Source organism: Cystobacter fuscus (genome assembly GCF_044360685.1).
GTDB lineage: Bacteria > Myxococcota > Myxococcia > Myxococcales > Myxococcaceae > Cystobacter > Cystobacter fuscus_C.
In genome coordinates this window covers 11,249,026-11,266,268 of sequence record NZ_CP043491.1, presented here as the reverse complement: position 1 = coordinate 11,266,268, position 17,243 = coordinate 11,249,026, and the positions used below count along the sequence as shown (strand labels likewise).

Annotated in this window: 17 protein-coding genes; 11 read left to right on the top strand and 6 right to left on the bottom strand. The window is 69.6% G+C overall.

Annotation, left to right across the window (positions count from 1 at the left end; genetic code table 11):
- Window positions 1-20: 20 nt before the first annotated feature.
- The 4 genes from F0U63_RS46080 (at window position 21) to F0U63_RS46065 (ending at window position 4,438) form a co-directional block, all read left to right on the top strand.
- Entirely contained in the window at window positions 21-506 is a 486-nt protein-coding gene (locus tag F0U63_RS46080; protein WP_071897923.1) for a biopolymer transporter ExbD, read from the top strand.
- A 15-nt stretch (window positions 507-521) separates the two neighbouring features.
- Window positions 522-1,106, top strand: coding sequence for an ExbD/TolR family protein (locus tag F0U63_RS46075; RefSeq protein ID WP_395841377.1), 585 nt, complete (start codon window positions 522-524; stop codon window positions 1,104-1,106).
- Between the two features lie 93 nt (window positions 1,107-1,199).
- Window positions 1,200-1,877, top strand: a complete 678-nt coding sequence (locus tag F0U63_RS46070; protein WP_395841375.1) for an HAD family hydrolase — start codon at window positions 1,200-1,202, stop codon at window positions 1,875-1,877.
- 167 nt (window positions 1,878-2,044) lie between these two features.
- Window positions 2,045-4,438 (top strand): ATP-binding protein, encoded by a 2,394-nt coding sequence (locus tag F0U63_RS46065; RefSeq protein WP_395841373.1) that lies wholly within the window; start codon window positions 2,045-2,047, stop codon window positions 4,436-4,438.
- Between the two features lie 11 nt (window positions 4,439-4,449).
- On the opposite strand, the gene F0U63_RS46060 is transcribed toward F0U63_RS46065, so the two are convergent.
- Entirely contained in the window at window positions 4,450-5,016 is a 567-nt protein-coding gene (locus F0U63_RS46060) for a YqaA family protein (RefSeq protein WP_395841371.1), read from the bottom strand.
- 126 nt (window positions 5,017-5,142) lie between these two features.
- Here F0U63_RS46060 and F0U63_RS46055 point away from each other — a divergent pair, with 126 nt between their 5' ends.
- The 6 genes from F0U63_RS46055 to F0U63_RS46030 all read left to right on the top strand — a co-directional run bounded on the left by F0U63_RS46055 (window position 5,143) and on the right by F0U63_RS46030 (window position 12,005).
- Window positions 5,143-5,802, top strand: a complete 660-nt coding sequence (locus tag F0U63_RS46055; protein WP_395841369.1) for an LON peptidase substrate-binding domain-containing protein — start codon at window positions 5,143-5,145, stop codon at window positions 5,800-5,802.
- 76 nt (window positions 5,803-5,878) lie between these two features.
- Window positions 5,879-7,768, top strand: a complete 1,890-nt coding sequence (gene nadE / locus F0U63_RS46050) for an NAD(+) synthase (protein ID WP_395841367.1) — start codon at window positions 5,879-5,881, stop codon at window positions 7,766-7,768.
- Window positions 7,769-7,900: 132 nt separating this feature from the next.
- Complete coding sequence (locus F0U63_RS46045) at window positions 7,901-8,860, top strand: outer membrane protein (protein WP_395841365.1); 960 nt, start codon at window positions 7,901-7,903, stop codon at window positions 8,858-8,860.
- Window positions 8,861-9,002: 142 nt separating this feature from the next.
- On the top strand, window positions 9,003-9,326 hold the full coding sequence (locus F0U63_RS46040; RefSeq protein ID WP_395841363.1) for an FKBP-type peptidyl-prolyl cis-trans isomerase: 324 nt from the start codon (window positions 9,003-9,005) through the stop codon (window positions 9,324-9,326).
- A gap of 10 nt (window positions 9,327-9,336) precedes the next feature.
- On the top strand, window positions 9,337-9,717 hold the full coding sequence (gene trxA / locus F0U63_RS46035) for a thioredoxin (RefSeq protein WP_395841361.1): 381 nt from the start codon (window positions 9,337-9,339) through the stop codon (window positions 9,715-9,717).
- 173 nt (window positions 9,718-9,890) lie between these two features.
- A complete protein-coding gene (locus F0U63_RS46030; RefSeq protein WP_395841359.1) occupies window positions 9,891-12,005 on the top strand; it encodes a patatin-like phospholipase family protein in 2,115 nt (704 codons plus the stop codon).
- A 9-nt stretch (window positions 12,006-12,014) separates the two neighbouring features.
- Here the strand turns inward: F0U63_RS46030 and F0U63_RS46025 are convergent, their stop codons facing one another.
- Entirely contained in the window at window positions 12,015-13,409 is a 1,395-nt protein-coding gene (locus F0U63_RS46025) for an FHA domain-containing protein (RefSeq protein WP_395841357.1), read from the bottom strand.
- Window positions 13,410-13,610: 201 nt separating this feature from the next.
- Here F0U63_RS46025 and F0U63_RS46020 point away from each other — a divergent pair, with 201 nt between their 5' ends.
- A complete protein-coding gene (locus F0U63_RS46020) occupies window positions 13,611-15,104 on the top strand; it encodes a sigma-54-dependent Fis family transcriptional regulator (protein WP_395841355.1) in 1,494 nt (497 codons plus the stop codon).
- Between the two features lie 12 nt (window positions 15,105-15,116).
- Here F0U63_RS46020 and F0U63_RS46015 read toward each other — a convergent pair whose 3' ends face one another.
- From F0U63_RS46015 to panD, 4 genes are read right to left on the bottom strand one after another with little or no spacing between them, the layout of a single operon-like run.
- Window positions 15,117-15,617 (bottom strand): GGDEF domain-containing protein, encoded by a 501-nt coding sequence (locus F0U63_RS46015; protein WP_395841353.1) that lies wholly within the window; start codon window positions 15,615-15,617, stop codon window positions 15,117-15,119.
- 9 nt (window positions 15,618-15,626) lie between these two features.
- Window positions 15,627-16,238, bottom strand: coding sequence for an EcsC family protein (locus tag F0U63_RS46010; protein ID WP_395841351.1), 612 nt, complete (start codon window positions 16,236-16,238; stop codon window positions 15,627-15,629).
- A 15-nt stretch (window positions 16,239-16,253) separates the two neighbouring features.
- Window positions 16,254-16,748 carry a hypothetical protein gene (locus F0U63_RS46005; protein WP_395841350.1) on the bottom strand — a complete coding sequence of 165 codons (495 nt, stop codon included), beginning with the start codon at window positions 16,746-16,748 and terminating at the stop codon, window positions 16,254-16,256.
- 50 nt (window positions 16,749-16,798) lie between these two features.
- On the bottom strand, window positions 16,799-17,191 hold the full coding sequence (gene panD / locus F0U63_RS46000) for an aspartate 1-decarboxylase (RefSeq protein ID WP_002621948.1): 393 nt from the start codon (window positions 17,189-17,191) through the stop codon (window positions 16,799-16,801).
- Window positions 17,192-17,243: the final 52 nt, after the last annotated feature.

The window sequence follows — 17,243 nt, the reverse complement described above, 5'->3', positions numbered from 1 at the left end:
GGAAAGGAAAGGAGAGCCCCATGGCCGGCGGAATGGACCTGGGGGGAGGCAAAGGCAAGAAGTCGCTCGACGTTGCCATCAACCTCACCCCCTTTATCGACCTGATGGCGGTGACCATCAGCTTCCTCATCATGACGGCGGTCTGGACCCAGATCGGCCGTCTCCAGGTGGCACAGGCCGGAGGGCCTTCCACCGACGAGGAACAGAAGCAGGAAGAGCAGACCAAGACGGTCCAGCTCACGCTGTTCGTCACGCCCACCGAGCTGAAGCTGGTGGCGGACCAGAGTGAGTTCCCGTCGATCGAGGCCAAGCGCGGGGCCAACGGCAAGTTGGACCTGGCGCCGCTGCTGGCGCGCTTCAAGGAGCTCAAGTCGCAGTTCCCGGATCAGTCCTCGATCACGCTGCAGACCGAGGACAAGGTCCACTACGAAGACCTGGTGCGGATCATCGACCAGTGCATCGGCGCCGGCCTGCCCCAGGTCTCGGTGTCCGCCATCATGGGTTAGGAAGGCATCCACACCATGGCCATCAAGGCTCCCGGCAAGCGCTACTGCAAACGGCTGCAACACTCCAAGGTGTTCGGCCACGGCACGCACGGCCACAAGAGTGGCAACGCCGACGTGCTCATCACGCCCCTGGTCGACATGTTCGTGATCATCGTGCTCTTCCTCATCGCCAACTTCTCGGCGACGGGCGAGGTGCTGATGATGACCAAGGACATCCAGCTGCCCGAGGCGGTCAACGTCAAGGAAATCGAGATGAACCCGGTGGTGATGGTGTCCGGAGAGGAAGTCACCATCTCCGGCAACGTCGTGGGCCGCGTTCAGGATCTGGTCAAGGAGGAGTACCTCAACATTCCCGCCCTGGAGGAGAAGCTGCGGGACATGAAGAAGCAGTTCGAGGACCTCCACGCCATGGCCGAGGGCAACACCAACGCCTTCAAGGGTGACGTGAACATCCAGGCCCACAAGGAAGTGGAGTTCGCCATCATCAAGCGGGTGATGTTCAGCTGCGCCAGCGCCGGCTACAACAACATCAACTTCGCCACCCTCCAGAAGGGCGAGGCGGGCGCCCCCGGCGAGACCACCGCCGCCGCCACGCCGTAATCATCGTCACTTCCAGGCTCCCCAGCCTGGAAACCACCCGCGCCCCGCGTCTCGGACTTGTCCGGACCGGGGCGTTGGTGTTTGCGGGAAACCATGTCCCACTCCCTTCGCGCCGCGCTCTTCGATCTGGACGGAACCCTGGTGGATTCGCTGCACGACATTGGCGCGGCGATGAACCATGCCCTGAGCACCCACGGCCTGTCCCCCCATCCACTGGCGGCCTACCGGCACTTCGTGGGCGAGGGGGCCCAGGTGCTCGTGGCCCGGGCCGTCCCCGAGGCACATGCGCACGCGCGGGAGCCCGTGCTCGTCACCTACCGCGCCTTCTACGCCGAGCACATGTTGGATCATACCCGGCCGTTCCCTGGCATCCTCCCCCTGCTCGAGCGCCTGGCGGGTGAGGGGGTGAAGCTGGCGGTGCTCAGCAACAAGCCCGACGCGGCCACCCGCCGGCTGGTGACGGAGCTGCTGCCCGGGGTGCGCTTCGCGGCCGTCTACGGCGAGCGCGCCGGGGTTCCCCGCAAGCCGGACCCCACGGCCGCGCTCGGCGTGGCGGCGGAGCTGGGCGTGGAGCCGGGCGGGTGCGCCTTCATCGGCGACACGTCCGTGGACATGGACACCGCCCGGGCCGCGGGCATGTACGGCGTGGGCGTGACGTGGGGCTTCCGCGATGAGCAGGAACTGCGGACCCATCAGGCCCGGGTGATCGCCCGCTCGGTGGAGGAGCTGCTTCAGTACCTGCTGGCCCTGCCTCGGGCCCTCGCTTCTTGAGAGCGCACACGCGAGGATGTCTGTTCGGTAGGAGAACAGCCAGGATGGTGGACGTTTCCGCTGCACGGCGGGCCGGTTAACATGGTTCCTCCACGCCGCTGAGAGCCGGGACGTGTGTGGGGGGCACCGCCATTCCGACGCAATCACAGCGCCTCGAGCATGTCCGTATGGAGGGCTCGAGAGGATTCGCCGAAACGCTCGCGCTGGCGGTCGTGCATCTCGCGTCTTCCTGGCTCGGGATGACCCAGGCGTCGCTCGTGGGCATCACCCACCCGGTGTGGCCTTCCCTGGGCGTGGCCCTCGCGGGCTTGTATCTGTTGGGCCGCTCACGCTGGCCCGCCGTCTTCCTGGCCTCGCTGGGTGTCCACCTGCTCTCGGGCTCCGCCACCCCCGGCATGGCGCTGACGCTCGCGGCGGGTCACACCCTGGAGGCGGTGTTGGGGGTGTGGCTGCTGCGGCGCCTCGGCTTCTCCGCCGGGCAGGCACGCCTCCAGGACGTGGGAGTGCTCGCCTGCTCCGCGACCGTGGGCTCCCTGGTGGGCCTCCCGTCGGGCGTGCTGTCGCTCGCATCCCGGAACATGCTGTCCTGGGAGGCCGTGGGAGGGCTCGCCTGGCGGGGTTGGGCGGAGAGCCTGCTGGGGATGTTGGGGGCCGGAGTGGCCTTGATGCTGCTCGCGCGGCGCAAGCCGGAGACGCTCTGGCGTGAGGGGCTGGCGCTCATGGGGCTCTTGCTGGGCGTGTGTCTGTGGTCCTTCAGCGTGGGCCTGCGGGGCTCCTCGCTCGTCTTCGCGCAGGTGCTCGTGCTCTTTCCCCTCGGGGTGTGGGCGGCCCTGCGCTTCGGCTCACCGGGGGCGGCGCTCAGTCTGGTGTTGCTCGTGGCGGTGTCCATGGGCAGCACGCTCGTGGCCTCGGGTGTCTTCGTGCCGGGAGAGAGCGCTCTCTCGGCGGGCCTGCCCGGGTTGAAGCTCTTCCTGGCGCTCGCCACCGGCGCCGGGCTGCTGTGCCGGGCGGTGTGCCGCGAACAGGGCGCGGCCCGGATTCAGCTCGAGGCGTTGACCACCGCCGTGCGCAACGTGCGCGAGGGGGTGGTCATCTGCGAGAAGCGCCCGGGCGAGGGGCCGAGGATCGTGTTCCTCAACCCCTTCTTCCAGGAGATGAGCGGTTGGACGCAGGAGGAACTGGCGGGCCGCTCCCCGTGGGAGTTCTGTGATCCCGTGTCGTCGCGGGACGTCCAGCAGCGGGTGGAAGACACCCTGCGTGAGAAGGGTGAGTTCCGGGGTGAAGTGATGCTGATGCACAAGGACGGCTCGCGGCTGTTCAGCCAGATGCACCTGGCGCGCATCGCGGGCGGGGGCGGGGGCGGAGATGTCTCGTACGTCGTGGGCACCCACCATGATCTCACCGTGCAACGGCAGTTGCAGGAGAAGCTCGTCTCGGCGGGGCGGATCGCCGCGGTCGGCACCCTGGCGGCGGGTGTGGGCCATGAAATCAACAACCCACTGGCTTACCTTCTGTTGAACCTGGAAGGCGTGGCGCGCAGCCTGCGGCAGGGCCCCGAGCACCTGGCCGAGGCACGCACCCGGCTGGACTCCGTGCGCGAGGGCGCCGAGCGCATTCGCGTCATCGTGAGGGACCTGAAGGTCTTCAGTCGGCAGGAAGGAGAGGAGCGGGAGATGTTGGACGTCAACGCGGTAGTGGTTCCCGCGATGCGCATGGCGGCTCATGCGGTGCGTGCCCGGGCGCGGTTGGTGGAAGACTTTGGTTCACCTCCTCCGGTGCTCGGCTGCGAGGCCCGGCTCGGGCAGGTGTTGCTCAACCTGCTCATCAACGCGCTGCAGGCCATCCCCGAGGGCAATCCCGAGCGGCACGAGGTGCGCGTGCGCACGGGCGGTGACGGCTTCGGCCGTGCCCTGGTGGAGGTGTCCGATACGGGCTGTGGGATGTCTCCCAGCGTGCTGGCGCGCATCTTCGAGCCGTTCTTCACCACCAAGCCCTCCGACGAGGGCACGGGCCTGGGGCTCGCCATCTGTCAGCAGATCGTCCAGTCCCATGGCGGCGAGCTGCGGGTGCGCAGCGAGCCGGGCAAGGGCAGTGTCTTCACGCTCGTGCTGCCCGCCGCGGCGCAGACCTCCGCCACGCCCTCCGAGCCCGAGCCGGCCGGTGCCTTGGCCGAGTCCACTCCGCGCCGGCGCATCCTCATCATCGACGACGAGCCGCGCCTGGCCCAGTCCATGCGCATGCTCATCGAGCCCTCGCATGACGTGGTCATCACCACGCGTGGCGCCGAGGCCCTGGCGTGGGTGAGCGCGGGGCAGCGTTTCGACCTGGTGTTGTGTGACTTGCAGATGCCGGGGACGACCGGGATGGACGTCTACTCGCACCTGCGCGCGCACGCGCCGGAGTTGCTCGAGCGGCTCGTCTTCATCTCCGGCGGGGCCTACACCCAGGCCATGCGTGACTTCGTGCGCACGGTGCGCAACCGCGTCCTGGAGAAGCCCGTGCGGCCCAATGAGTTGCTGGCCACCATCGACGAGGCGCTTGCCACCTCGTCGGCGGCCTAGCGCGGCTCAGCTCACACGCGCAGCCACTTGCGCGCCGTGGGTCCGAAGAAGCGCATCACCCCGGACACGGCGAAGAAGCGCGCCGAGCGGCCGATGAGCGCCGCGAGGAAGAAGCGATCCAACGGCACGCTCACCATGCCGCTGCCGATGGCGACGATCTTGAAGGGCGTGGGCAGCACCGAGCACAGGAGCGCCAACACCCAGAAGTTCTGGCCGAGCAGCTCGCCCACGGTGGCGTTGATGCCGAAGCGCTCGATGCGCGCGTCCAGGTTGATGTTCAGCGCGCTCAAGGCTCCCTGGTGCACGAGCACCCCCAGGTAGTAGCCGATGAAGCCCCCGAGGAGGCTGGCCACGGTGCCGAGCAGCGCGTAGCGCACCCACTTGCGCGGCTGGGCGAGCACCATGGGCACGAGCAGCGCGAAGGGCGGAATGGGGAACACCGAGGCGTCCACGACGGACACCAGCATCATGGCGGCCAGGGCATGGGGGGTGGACGAGAGGGACTCCACGCGCAGGTAGAGCCGGCGGTACCAGGAAGGCTTCTCGGAAGGGGTGGCCACGGGAGCGGGTTCGGTCATCGAGGGCGCGCACGCTAGCGGAAAGTGGACGCGTTATCAGCCTTCCGTCCCCCGGACGACGCCCGCCTGCCGGCTGGCGACACCCCATCATTCACCCGGGCCGGGGGACCGGGCTACGGTGCTCCCATGACGACGGCCCTCGAACGCATCGAGCGAACCACCCAGGCTCTCAAGGTCTTTCCGCTGCCTTCCGCGGTCCTCCTGCCGCACGCCGTTCTGCCCCTGCACATCTTCGAGCCGCGCTACCGGGCCCTGGTGCGCGACGCGCTCGCCGGGGACAAGGTGATGGCGCTCGCCCAGTTGGAACCGGGCTGGGAAGGGCAGTATGGGGAGCGGCCCCCCCTGCAGCCCATGATGTGCGCCGGGCTCATCATCTGGCACGAGGAGTTGCCGGACGGGCGCTACAACATCCTCCTGCAGGGCGTCTGCCGGGCCCGGATGCTCGCGGAGCTTCCTCCCGACAAGCCCTACCGGGAGGTGCGGGTGCACCCGCTGCCGGACCCGGTCTACCAGGGCCCCGAGGAGGAGCGGCTGCGGCAGGCGGTGCTCGACCTGGCCGGACGCGTGCCGGTGTCCTTCGCGGAGAACCTCCTGCCGCTCGCGGCGCGCTCCCAGGGGGGCATGCTGGCGGACGTGGTGGCCGCCGCCATCGTGCCGGAGCCCGAGCGGCGCCAGGAGCTGTTGTGCGAGCTGGACGTGCGCACGCGGCTCCTGGAGGTGGTGGACGAGGTGGCGGAGCTCGTCGCCCGTTTGAGTCCGGTCAAGCCGACGGGTCCCCTGAATTAGGCGCTTGCATGGCGTGCCGTCCGGGCGTCTGCTCGCGCGCCTCATCCCGTTCTGAGTTCGAGGAGGCACTCTTTCCATGCGGCTCGTGAAGATTGGGCTCGCCAGCGTCAACGTCACCGTGGGTGCCTTCGCCCGCAACGTGGACGCGGCGCTGGACCTGGCACGCCAGATGGCGGCCGACGACGTCACCGTGGGCGTCTTCCAGGAATCACTCGTCGGCGGCTATCCCCCCGAGGACCTGGTACAGTGGCAGGGGTTCGTCGACAACCAGTGGCCCCAGCTCGAGCGCTTCGCTCGGGAGACGGCCTCGCTGCCGTGCGTGTTCCTCATCGGCGTGGCGGTGGCGCACCAGGGCCTGCGCTACAACTGCGCCGCGGTCGTGGCGGGCGGCAAGGTGGTGGGGCTCGTCCCCAAGGAGAAGCTGCCCACCTACAGCATCTTCTACGAGGGCCGCACCTTCGCCCGCGGCGTGCCCGGCATGCACGAGCAGTTGCGCGGCATTCCGCTCGGCGACTACCTCTTCCGCTTCGACTTCGGCATCCTCTCCCCCGAGGTGTGCGAGGACATCTGGAGCCCCGAGGGGCCCATCCGCCGGCGCACCTACTCGGGCGGAGAGCTGGTGGTGAACCTGTCCGCCTCGCCCTTCCGGCTGGGCCACGTGGACACCCGGCGCGAGCAACTCGCCACGCGCGCCGCGGACTTCCAGTGCACCATCGCCTACTCCAACGCGCTGGGCAGCAACGACGGCCTCATCTTCGATGGGGGCGGCTTCATCAACCAGAACGGCAAGCCCATCATCGAGGAGCCCCGCTTCCGCCAGGGCTTCGCCTCGGCGGTGGTGGACCTGGACCGCACGCTGCGCCTGCGCACGGAGAACACCACCTGGCGCAGTGACCGGGAGACGTGGCTGCGCGAGGGCGGCAAGCTGGTGCCCACCATCGACTGCACGCAGGCCGTCACCACCCGGCGCGACACGCTGCGCTACCCCGTGCCCGCCCACCGCAGCTTCTTCCTGCCCGGGCCCGACACCCGCCGCTCGGGGCGCGAGGCGCTGTGCGAGGACATCCTCGATGCGCTGTCGCTCGGCGTGGGCGACTACTTCGAGAAGACGCGGGCCTTCAAGGTGCTCGGCATCGCCCTGTCCGGCGGGCGCGACTCGCTGCTCACCCTGCTCATCGCCCACCGCTACGCCAAACGCGTGCGGCCCGACAACCCGGGCAGCCTCATCCGCGCCTTCTACATGCCCAGCCGCTACTCGAGCGACGCCACGCGCGACGCGGCGGAGACGATCGCCCGCGAGCTGGGCGTGCCCTTCGAGGTGGTCCCCATCGAGGAGGCGTTCGACCGGGAGCTGGAAGTCACCCGCACGATGCTCGGCGGTGGCCAGCCCACGGCCCTCACCGAGCAGAACATCCAGGCGCGCCTGCGTGCCCAGCGCATGTGGAACTGGTCCAACTCCAGCGGGGGCCTGTTCCTGCAGACGGGCAACATGAGCGAGCGCGCGGTGGGCTACACCACCGTGGGTGGAGACTTGATGGGCGCGCTCGCCGTCATCGCCAACGTGCCCAAGACGGTCGTCATGTACCTGCTGGACTACCTGCTGGAGCAGACGAACTACGAGGGCATCCGCAAGGTGCTCTCCAAGCCGGCCGGGCCGGAGCTGGCGCACAACCAGGTGGGCGAGGAGGAGCTGATGCCCTTTCCCATCCTCGACGCGTGCTTCTACCTGTTCGCCGGCGAGAAGCTGGTGCCCGCCGAGATGATGCTGGCGCTCGAGTCGATGTTCCCCGAGGTCGAGGCGGAGCGGCTGCGCGGCTACGTGGACAAGTTCATCCGGCTCTTCCTCCAGTCCATCTACAAGTGGGTGCAGGCGCCGCTGTCGCTGCACATCGGCAACCTGGACCTGGATCGCGAGCGCGCCCTGCAACTGCCCGTCGTGACGAGCAGTGATTGGACGCGTGGCTGACCCGAGCCGTCCGGGGCCGTCTGCTCGAGTGCCCCCGAGGCAGGAGGGCGGCCCGGCCCCGGGGGCCGCTCCTTGCCGATCGTCACACCGGTAACGAACTTCCTGTCACCCACACGACGGTTGGAGGTTCGGATGAACACGAAGATTTTGGCGGGTCTTGTGACGGCGGTGCTCACGAGCGGCGCCGCGGTGGCCCAGGAAGCTGACATGGATGTGAACCAGGGGCATGAGCAGGGAGCCCCGGCCAACATGGGCATCGGCGGCGCCGGAGATACGAACCTCCAGGAGCAGGGACTCGGGGGCTCGGGCCAGGTGGCGGCGCCTTCCGCGATCCAACCCTCGGCTCCGAACTCGCAGATCATCCAGGGCCAGGGCGGGGTGACGCTCTACTGCACGCCGTTGCAGCAGGGCACGGGTGGCGCGGGAGCGCCGGTGCACGATCCGCACGCGGGCCTGCTGCCCGGGGAGCAGCCCTCGTCGCTGCAGCGCGACTACGACGTGCATGACTCCGAGGCCATTGGCGGCTCTGGCTATGACGTGAAGGAGGCCGAGGCGCTGAGGGCGCTGGACGAGAAGCCCAAGAAGGAAGCGGACATGCGCGGCCTGACGGTGATGGTCGGCGGCGGTGTGGAAGGCTACACCGGCGGACTGGCTCCCGAGGTGCGGCCCGGCGCGGCCGTGGGCGTTACGGCGGCCATCAAGCCCAGCAAGGTGTTCGGCATCGAGCTCGGCTATTCCGGCGCGGCGAACGATCTGCGGGACAACGCGGGCAGTGGTCCGGACATCATCCGCAACGGCGGCCAGGCGGCGCTGACCTTCGGCCTCGCGGCGACGCCCGTGCAGCCCTACGTGCTCGGCGGCCTCGGTCTCAACCGCTACAACGTCCGCAACAGCGGGGATACCGGCTTCCGCGACGACACCAACGCCAACATCCCGGTGGGCGCGGGTCTGCGCACGCACATCGGTGATTTCACCGCCGACGCGCGCATCAACTACAACTTCCTGCTCAACAACGACTTCTCCCCGGGCGTGGACGCCGACACCTGGACGGGCCGCTACACCGGCACCATCAACCTGGGTGGCACGTTCTAATCCCTCCATGTGACAAAGGCAGGACAGTCATGGCGCGGCGCCCTGCGATTCCGGGTGCCGCGCCGTTCTTTTTCCGCCCTTCCGGGTGCGGCACACGGAAGGGGGACGTTAAGGTGGGATTCTTTCCAATGGGAGGTGACGCATGAGTTTGAAGGTGGAGGACACGAAGGTCGGCACGGGCACCGAGGCCGTGGCGGGCAAGACGGTGACGGTGCATTACGTGGGGACGCTCACCAACGGCTCGAAGTTCGACAGCAGCCGGGACCGCAAGGAAGGCTTCACCTTCCGCCTGGGCGCGGGGCAGGTCATCCAGGGCTGGGACAAGGGCGTGGCGGGCATGAAGGTCGGGGGCATCCGCAAGCTCACCATCCCGCCGGAGATGGGCTACGGCGCCCGGGGCTTCCCGCCGGTCATCCCCCCCAACTCCACGTTGCTTTTCGAGGTGGAATTGCTGGAAGTCCGTTAGGAGCTTTTCCATGGCCACACTCGAAATCACCAAGGACAATTTCAAGGACACGGTCTCCAAGCCGGGCATCGTCATGCTCGACTGGTGGGCCTCGTGGTGCGGTCCCTGCCGCGCCTTCGCGCCCATCTACGACAAGACCGCCGAGAAGCATGAGGACATCATCTTCGGGAAGATCGACACGGACGCGCAGCCGGAGCTCTCCGGCAGCTTCCAGATCCGCTCCATCCCCACGCTGATGGTGTTCCGGGATGGGGTGTTGCTCTTCGAGCAGCCCGGTGCCCTGCCCGCGGCGGCCCTGGAGGACCTCATCCGGCAGGTGCGTGCGCTCGACATGGACGAGGTGCACCGGCAGATCGAGGCGAGCAAGAAGGCCAAGGAGCCGCAAGCCTGAGCGCTCGGGCGCGGGGGAGACCCCGCGGCCCGTGAGAGGGGGGTGGGGGTTCCCGGGGCAGGCGTTCTGGGGCAGGCTCGGGGCCTATGTCCTGGGCGTGGGTGCGCAACTGGTGGCGGGGCAGGACGGCGCAACCGCTGCGTCCCCTCCTGGAGTGGTGGAGCCGCAGCCCCGTGCTGCTCGTGCTCCAGGCGCTCGTCGTGTCCATGGTGTGGGGCGCCTTCGACGCGCTGGGACTGTCGAATCTCTTCTTCCATGACGTGCCCCGGGTGACGTTCATCGCGGGCTTCATCGCGGCGATGTTGCTCGGGCAGCTGTGTTTCATCGGCTACCTGTTGGACGCGGACGAGCGGTGGGCCCTGGCGCCCCGGCCCGGCAAGCGCGGCGGGGTGCCGCCTTCGCTCGGCTGGTACCTGTTCCGCACCGGCACCTATCCGCTGCTGCTGGGCGTGCTCAGCGTGCCGAGCCTCACCCGCCGGCACTTCGCCTTCCTCTTCGGCGAGCTGGCCGCGCTGGGGGTCATGGTGCTGCTCACCCGGGGCACCGAGTGGTTGCGGCGCTGGAGCGAGTCGGACTGGCGCCGGCACCGCCTGCTGCGGCGCATCGGGGCGACGTTCTTCCGCCGGCGCTCGACCCACCTGCTGGTGCTGCACGTGCTGCAGGCCTGGTTGTTGTTGCTCTTCGTGCTGGGCTACCTGCTCGTGGCGGTGAACGTGGCGCTCACGGGGGTGCACAACTGGGTGTCTCCCGCGGTGGTCATCTGCGTGGCGGTGGGCCTGAGCGGGGCCTTCTATGGCGCGGTCCGCTTCTTCTTCCCCTCGCGCCACATGGGCACCTTCCTGCTCGCGGGCGCCCTGGTGTTGTTCGGCGGGCGCGGGTGCGCGGACGACTCCGTCTACGCCGAGCTGTCCCTGCCCCAGCCGCCCGCGTACACGGGCACGCGTCCGGGCCCCGCCCGGGACACGGGTCTGCTCGGCGACGAGGAGGCGCTCCAGGCATGGCTCGCGCGGATGCGGGCGGATCCCCCGCCGGGGGCCTCGTGGCTCGCGCCTGGGGACACGCCGCCCGTGTCCGAGGAGGCGCCGGGTCCCTGTGCGCCGGGTCCCAAGCCCCGCATGGCGCTGGTGGCGACGAGCGGCGGCGGCATCCGCGCGGCGGCCTGGACGGCGCATGTGCTCTCCAAGCTCCAGGGGCCCGAGGGGGTGCCGGGCTTCCACCGCTATGTGCGTCTGGTCACCGGCGCCTCGGGCGGCATGGTGGCGGCGGGCACCTGGGTGGTGGCGCTGGGGGCCGAGGGCCTGCCACCGGGGTTCTCCCTGCCGGCGGTGATGCAGCAGGACAGCCTCTCCTCTCCGGCCATCACGCTGCTGCTGCCCGGAGGCGAGGACCGGGGGCGCTCGCTGGAGCACACCTGGGTGCGCAACACGGAGGGCCTCTTGGGGCGCTCCTTCGAGGCGCTGCGCCTGGGCGAGGCCTCCGGGTGGCTGCCCTCGCTCGTGTATTCGCCCATGCTGGTGGAGGACGGGCGGCGGCTGCTGGTGAGCAACCTGGACCTGTCGGCGCTCACCTCGTCCGAGTCGAGCATCCTGGTGGCGGATCCGAATGGAGACTCGCGCGAGGAGGCCTCCCGGGCCCTGCTGTCGCTGTCGGGCGTGCAGCTCTTCCAGCTCTTCCCCCACAAGCAATCCGTCTTCTCGGTGGCCACGGCGGCGCGCATGAGCGCCTCGTTCCCCTACATGAGCCCGGCGAGCGCGCTGCCCACCGCGCCGCGCGTGCGGGTGGTGGACGCCGGCTACTACGACAACTACGGGGTGGACCTGGCGCTCATGTGGTTGCACGCGCATCGCGAGTGGATCCGCGCGTGCACGTCGGGCGTGGTGCTGCTGCAGATTCGCGATCACCTGCGCAACGGCCGGCTCTCCAAGCTGAGCGAGAGCGGGGCGGGCGCGATAATGGGCGGGCTCACCTCCCCCATCGAGGCGGTGCTCCAGGCGCGCGAGTCGAGCATGTCGTTTCGCAACGACGAGCTGCTGAGCCTCGTGCAGGACGAGCTGAACGCCGGGCAGCCGTGCTTCTTCACCACCCAGCCCTTCGAGTTCAGCCAGACGGCGCCCTTGAGCTGGGCGCTGTCGGCGTACGATGTGGCGCAGCTGCAGCGCGCCGCGGACAGCGCCACGATGACCTACCAGGTGGCCGCGGTGCGCGAGTGGCTCACCGCGAGCCCCGAGGCCCAGGCGCGTGCCCGGCAGCTTCTGCTCTGCCCGGGCCAACGCGACGTGCCGCCGTGAGCCGGGGCCTCAGACGCCGGCGATGACGAAGCGGAGCGCGGCGGCGAACTCCTCCTCGCCCTCGTAGACGGGATGGCGCACCCACGTGCGCGCCTCCACGCCACCGCGCAGCAACTGGGTGCCGCTGTCTGGCTCGAACGTCCACTCCGGCACGTCCCCCACCAGATGGTCCACCCCCCACGGCGAGGCGCACTCCTCCCAGTCCTCCTGGGGCATGTTGCCCCACGGGTAGCGCCGTCCATCCGTGCCGCGCGCCGCCATCTCCCACTCGTCCGCCGTGGGCAGCCGCAGGGTGACACCTTCCAGCTCCGACAGCTGGGCGCACAGCTTTTCCGCCTCCTTGCACGAGCCCAACCACACCTGCTCGTGGTCAGAGACGACACGGACGGGTTGCGGATGACCCACCCACTTGGCGAGGGGGCGATCCATGGGGACGCGGGCCACGAAGAAGCCCTGGGAGCGCACGCGGCGCACGGGGGGAGCCCCCAGCCAGTGCTCGATGGGGGCCACCCACTGCAGGGGCACGCCCGAGCGGCGCAGGAAGTACAGGCCACCTTCCTCCACCACGCCCGGGGGCAGGGCGGTGGGCCCGGGTCCCGTCTCCAGGGGGGTGCTCAGCGAGTGCAGCAGCAGCGAGGCCGAGTCCGTCACCTCGAGCTCCCCGGCCAGCAGCTGCCACAGCGGCCGGAGGGGATCCCTCCCGGGCACCGTGTCCCCTGGGTTGCGGCGCTCCTGGAGGTAGCGGATGACCCCGTACCAGAGCTGCTCGAGGAAGCGGCGCTCGCGCGGCTCGTCCACCTCCTGCAGCAGCGTGGGCGTGTCCGAGGACTGCAACAGGGGCAGCATCTCCCGGGCGCGCAGCCGCGCCGCCGTCAGCGCGCCCGTCAGACGCACCTCCAGGTCGGCATCCCTCAGCGCCGCGCGCAGCAGCCCATCCACCCGCGGGTGGGCGGCCGGCTCGCGCATGAGCCAGCGCAGCTCCTGCCGCCGGGTCTCCAGGGACGACAGCCCCCGGATCAGCGCCGTCTGCCCCGGGGTGGAGGCGGAGGTGTGCCCGAGGCGTGGGTTCAAAACGACCCCCCCGGGGATGTCCTGAGCGGTGCCTTGTCCCACGAGGGACTGGACGCGCAGGGAGTAGGGTCCGATGACCAGTTCGTCCTCGAATTTGAGCACGGAGGGGTGGTCCACGGGCTTGCCGTTGAGCCAGGTTCCGTTCTTCGAGTTCTCGTCCAACACGATGGTGGCTCCTTCAATGGCAACCAGTCGACAGTGGGTGCGTGAGACGCTGCCGTTATCGAGGACGAGATCGTTCGCGGGATCCCTCCCGATGGCGATCTCCCGCCGCTTGAGGATCCCGGTCTGGGTGCTGTTCTCACCAATGAACCCGACAGTGATGTTGAACACGCGTGCTCCTGGGAGGAGGGCCCGTACGGCCGGTTGCCGGCACCACTTCCAAGCACACTGCGTGCCAGCGCACCCTCCCTCATTTATTACCGTGTTGCCAGAGACTTTTAATCCCATCGCTCCCGTGGTGCCCGCTCCGGGCGCCTTCCAGACGTCAAAACTGCTATCAGTCCTGACGGCAGTCGCGTACCCGGAGTGAGAATGGCAGGCGGGCACAAGGACGCAGCAGGCGGGGCCGAGAGCGCCGCGGGGCGGGGAGGCCGGGAGAATGAGCCAGACACGTCCTCGGGGTGGAACCCGCCCTACCGCGAGCCCAAGGCGCTGCGCGTGCAGCGCGAGGGCATCGAGGATCTGGTCTCCCCGCTGTATCCAGACCGGGCCTACATCTTCGGGCGGTCGCCGGAGTCCACCGTGGTTTTCTCCCACGAGGCGGTGAGCCGGCAGCACGGGCGCCTGTCGCTGCGCGAGGATCGCCGCTGGGTGTACCGGGATCTCGACTCGAAGAATGGCAGCTACGTGGGCCGTCCGGAAGCGCCCGGCAAGGAGTCCCGGGTGCGCTTCCAGCGCCTCGCCCCGTCGAAGGATCGGGTGCTCGAGGCGGGGGACATGGTGCTGCTGGGCAACGGCAGGAGCCGCCTCACCCTGCTGGCCGAGATGCCCCAGGAGGGTGGGGCCCGTCCCCACACCACACCGCGTGTCTCCTCGGCCACGGTGCAGCTCGAGCGCTCCATCGACCGGTGCGCCCGTCACCCGCTGCCGGTGTTCCTCCGGGGTGACTCGGGCACGGGCAAGACGTTCATCGCGCGGGAAATCCACCGCCGCGGTGGCCTGGAGGGCAGCTTCGTCATCCTCAACTGCGGGCGCCTGCCGCAGGATCCCGCCTCGCTCACGAGTGAATTGCTCGGGCACCTCAAGGGCGCGTACACGGGCGCCTCGCTCGCGCGCGTGGGCAAGCTCTACGGCGCCAACGGCGGCACGCTCTTCCTGGACGAGGTGGAGTTCCTGCCGCGCATCGCCCAGGACTTCCTCGTGGACGTGCTGGAGGGCACCGGGAGCCTCGCGCCGCTGGGCGCTCCGGCGGACTTCCGCGAGCCCCCGCCCCGCTTCCGCCTCATCTCCGCCTCCAAGGTGCCCCTGCGGCAGACGGACCTGCGGCCGGACCTGGCGCAGCGGCTCGCCGCGGGCGACTTCATCATCCTGCCCACGCTCGAGGAGCGGCGCGAGGACATCCCCCACCTCGTCGCCACCTTCCTGCACCGGCTCAAGGTCGAGCAGCAGTACGACGCCCAGCTCACCCCCGAGGCGCTCGACTTCCTCGCGCGGGCGAACTGGCCCGGGCAGATCCGCGAGCTGGAGTCCACCGTGCGCACCGTGGTGGCGCGCGAGGCGGCCCAGCAGTCCCTGGAAGGCAACGCGAGCGCGCCGGCCCTCATCTCGCTCGAGGCGGTGCGCTCCTATCTGGAGCAGCGCGCGTTGGGCTTCGGAGGCGCGCTGGGGCCGCTGCTCATGCCGAGGACGGGCTCGCCCTCGGTGGATACCCTGGCGCCCGTGCGCAAGCGGCCCCGTGCCCTGACGGTCCAGGACATCCAGGAGGCCCTGGCCCGGCAGGGCGGCAACAAGACCCGGACCGCGGCGGACCTGGGCATCGCGCTCAACACGCTCAAGGCGCGGATGAAGGCGCTGGGGATGTCGTGAGCGCGCGGGGGCCTAGCGCCGCACCACCCGGTCCCGCCCCGCCTGCTTCGCCTGGAGACAGGACGCCTCGGCCGCGTCCATCAGGTTGCCATACGGCTCCTGGGGCCGCAGCGTCGCGACGCCCACCGACACCGTGAGGTGGAAGCCGCCCGGCTCCGGGCCGAACCGCCTCGCCGCGAACCGGCGGCGCATCCGCTCCGCGAGCCGCTCGCCCATGTCCGGGGTCACCGCGTAGAGCAGGGCCGCGAAGGCATCCCCCTCCATGCGCCCGATGGGCCCGCGCCCGTCCAGCTCCGCGGCGAGCTCGTCCACCAGCGCGCTCAACGCCGTGTCCATGGCCTCGCGGCCGTGCGCGTCGTTGCCCTCCTGGGTCTCATCCACGTCCACCCACAGCAGCGTGAGCGGCAGCCGGGCCTGGTGCGCGTCCGACACGGCGCGCGCCAGCAGCTCCTCGAAGTGGGGCCGCAGGTAGGCGCCCGTCCGGGGACACACCTGGGGGGCGCGTTCGCTCATCGGGGGCTCTCACTTGTGCGAGGCGGCGCGCGTTTTCGCGTGCGCCTTGTTGAAGCCCTCATAGAAGCGCACCGCGTTGTCGCCCACCTTCTGGATGTGCTGGTTGTTGAGGTAGGCCGTCACCGGCGCGGCGACCAGGGGCATCGCCCGTCCGAGCGTCTGCATGCCGCCCTTCTTGAGCAGCACCTCGGCCACCTTGCCCAGCACCCGCGGCCCCGAGCGCTGGATGGTCCCCACGCCCGTCGTGTAGCCGTACAGGTCCAACAGCTCGTTGAGCGCGTGCGTGCCCTTGAGGTTCACCTTGTACAGCGTGGCCACGTCCACGAGCAGCGTGAGCTGCAGCCACGCCATCACCGTCAAGTCCATGGGCAGCCCCACGAGCCCGAAGGCGCCAAAGACACCTCCGGTCATGCTCGCCACGTGCTTCTTCTCGTCGATGAGCCGCTGGGCCCGCTCGCGCAAGCCCGCGGACGGGTAGCGCTGCTCCAGCTCCAGCACCCGCTTGCGCGCGCGCGGCACCTCCTGCTGCACCAGATCCGTGAGCTTCGTGTCCGCCAGCTTCTTCAGCTCCGCGGGGGTGAGCTTCTTCACCGTGTCGGCGATGGGATCATAGAACGCCATGCTGCCCTCCTCCCCTCAGTAACCCTGCTCCTCGAGGTACAGGTCCACCAGCGCCCCTTCCTCGTACCAGGCGTGCCGCATCTCCGCCTGGAACCAGCGCGAGTCCGGCTTCGTCGAGCGCACCTCGAGCTTCACCTGGTCGGGCGCCGTGTCGATGACCACCGCCCGGGCCTTGCACACCGGCCCCGGCTCCTCGCCATAGCCGTCCTCCAGGCACACCTCGTCGCCCACGGACAGCCGCCGCGTGTACTCGGTCGCCACGTAGCGGGCCTCGTCACACGGGCCGCGCACCGATGAGCGCCCATGCTGCTCGCAGCGATCCTTCAGCGGCGCGCGCACCACCCGCACCGAGCCCACCAGCGGATCATCGTCGTTGGGGTTGGGACGGAACGCCTCTCGGCTCGCCCCGCAGCCGGTGAGCATCCCCATCAGGACCGCGCCTGCCCACGTCCACTTCATCTCGTCCCTCGCCTCTCGAAGCGCATCCGCGCGCCCCTCGCGCGCGAGCATGGCAAGCCCGCGCGGGAGCGTAAAGCGGAGCGGGGCGGTTGGGACGTGCCTCAGGCGATGCGCCGCGCCGGGCCCGGAATCTCCTCCGTCACCCCAGGCACGATGCGGTTGGCGGCGTCCACGAACACCACCGTCGGCTTCCAGTTCCTCGCCTCGTTCTCCTCCACCTCGGCGAACGTGGCGATGATGACCAGGTCTCCCGGCTTGTTCAGGTGCGCCGCCGCGCCATTGATGCAGATGACGCCGCTGCCCGCCTCACCCTCCAGGGCGTACGTCTCCAGCCGGGTGCCCTGCGTCACGTTCCACACCGCCACCTTTTCGAAGGGAAGGATGTCGGCGGCGCGCAGCAGGTTCCGGTCGATCGTGACCGAGCCCTCGTAATCCAGATCGGCCTGGGTCACGGTCGCGCGGTGGATTTTGGACTTGAAGAGGATTCGGCGCATGGCGGATGTCGGGGTCCGTTGGGAATTTCCGGCGCAACCGTAACGGGGGATG

Coding starts and splice junctions, on each gene's coding strand:
- F0U63_RS46080 (WP_071897923.1), top strand. CDS start 21: ATGGCCGGCGGAATGGACCTGGGGGGAGGCAAAGGCAAGAAGTCGCTC.
- F0U63_RS46075 (WP_395841377.1), top strand. CDS start 522: ATGGCCATCAAGGCTCCCGGCAAGCGCTACTGCAAACGGCTGCAACAC.
- F0U63_RS46070 (WP_395841375.1), top strand. CDS start 1,200: ATGTCCCACTCCCTTCGCGCCGCGCTCTTCGATCTGGACGGAACCCTG.
- F0U63_RS46065 (WP_395841373.1), top strand. CDS start 2,045: ATGGAGGGCTCGAGAGGATTCGCCGAAACGCTCGCGCTGGCGGTCGTG.
- F0U63_RS46060 (WP_395841371.1), bottom strand. CDS start 5,016: ATGACCGAACCCGCTCCCGTGGCCACCCCTTCCGAGAAGCCTTCCTGG.
- F0U63_RS46055 (WP_395841369.1), top strand. CDS start 5,143: ATGACGACGGCCCTCGAACGCATCGAGCGAACCACCCAGGCTCTCAAG.
- nadE (WP_395841367.1), top strand. CDS start 5,879: ATGCGGCTCGTGAAGATTGGGCTCGCCAGCGTCAACGTCACCGTGGGT.
- F0U63_RS46045 (WP_395841365.1), top strand. CDS start 7,901: ATGAACACGAAGATTTTGGCGGGTCTTGTGACGGCGGTGCTCACGAGC.
- F0U63_RS46040 (WP_395841363.1), top strand. CDS start 9,003: ATGAGTTTGAAGGTGGAGGACACGAAGGTCGGCACGGGCACCGAGGCC.
- trxA (WP_395841361.1), top strand. CDS start 9,337: ATGGCCACACTCGAAATCACCAAGGACAATTTCAAGGACACGGTCTCC.
- F0U63_RS46020 (WP_395841355.1), top strand. CDS start 13,611: ATGGCAGGCGGGCACAAGGACGCAGCAGGCGGGGCCGAGAGCGCCGCG.
- F0U63_RS46015 (WP_395841353.1), bottom strand. CDS start 15,617: ATGAGCGAACGCGCCCCCCAGGTGTGTCCCCGGACGGGCGCCTACCTG.
- F0U63_RS46010 (WP_395841351.1), bottom strand. CDS start 16,238: ATGGCGTTCTATGATCCCATCGCCGACACGGTGAAGAAGCTCACCCCC.
- F0U63_RS46005 (WP_395841350.1), bottom strand. CDS start 16,748: ATGCTCGCGCGCGAGGGGCGCGCGGATGCGCTTCGAGAGGCGAGGGAC.
- panD (WP_002621948.1), bottom strand. CDS start 17,191: ATGCGCCGAATCCTCTTCAAGTCCAAAATCCACCGCGCGACCGTGACC.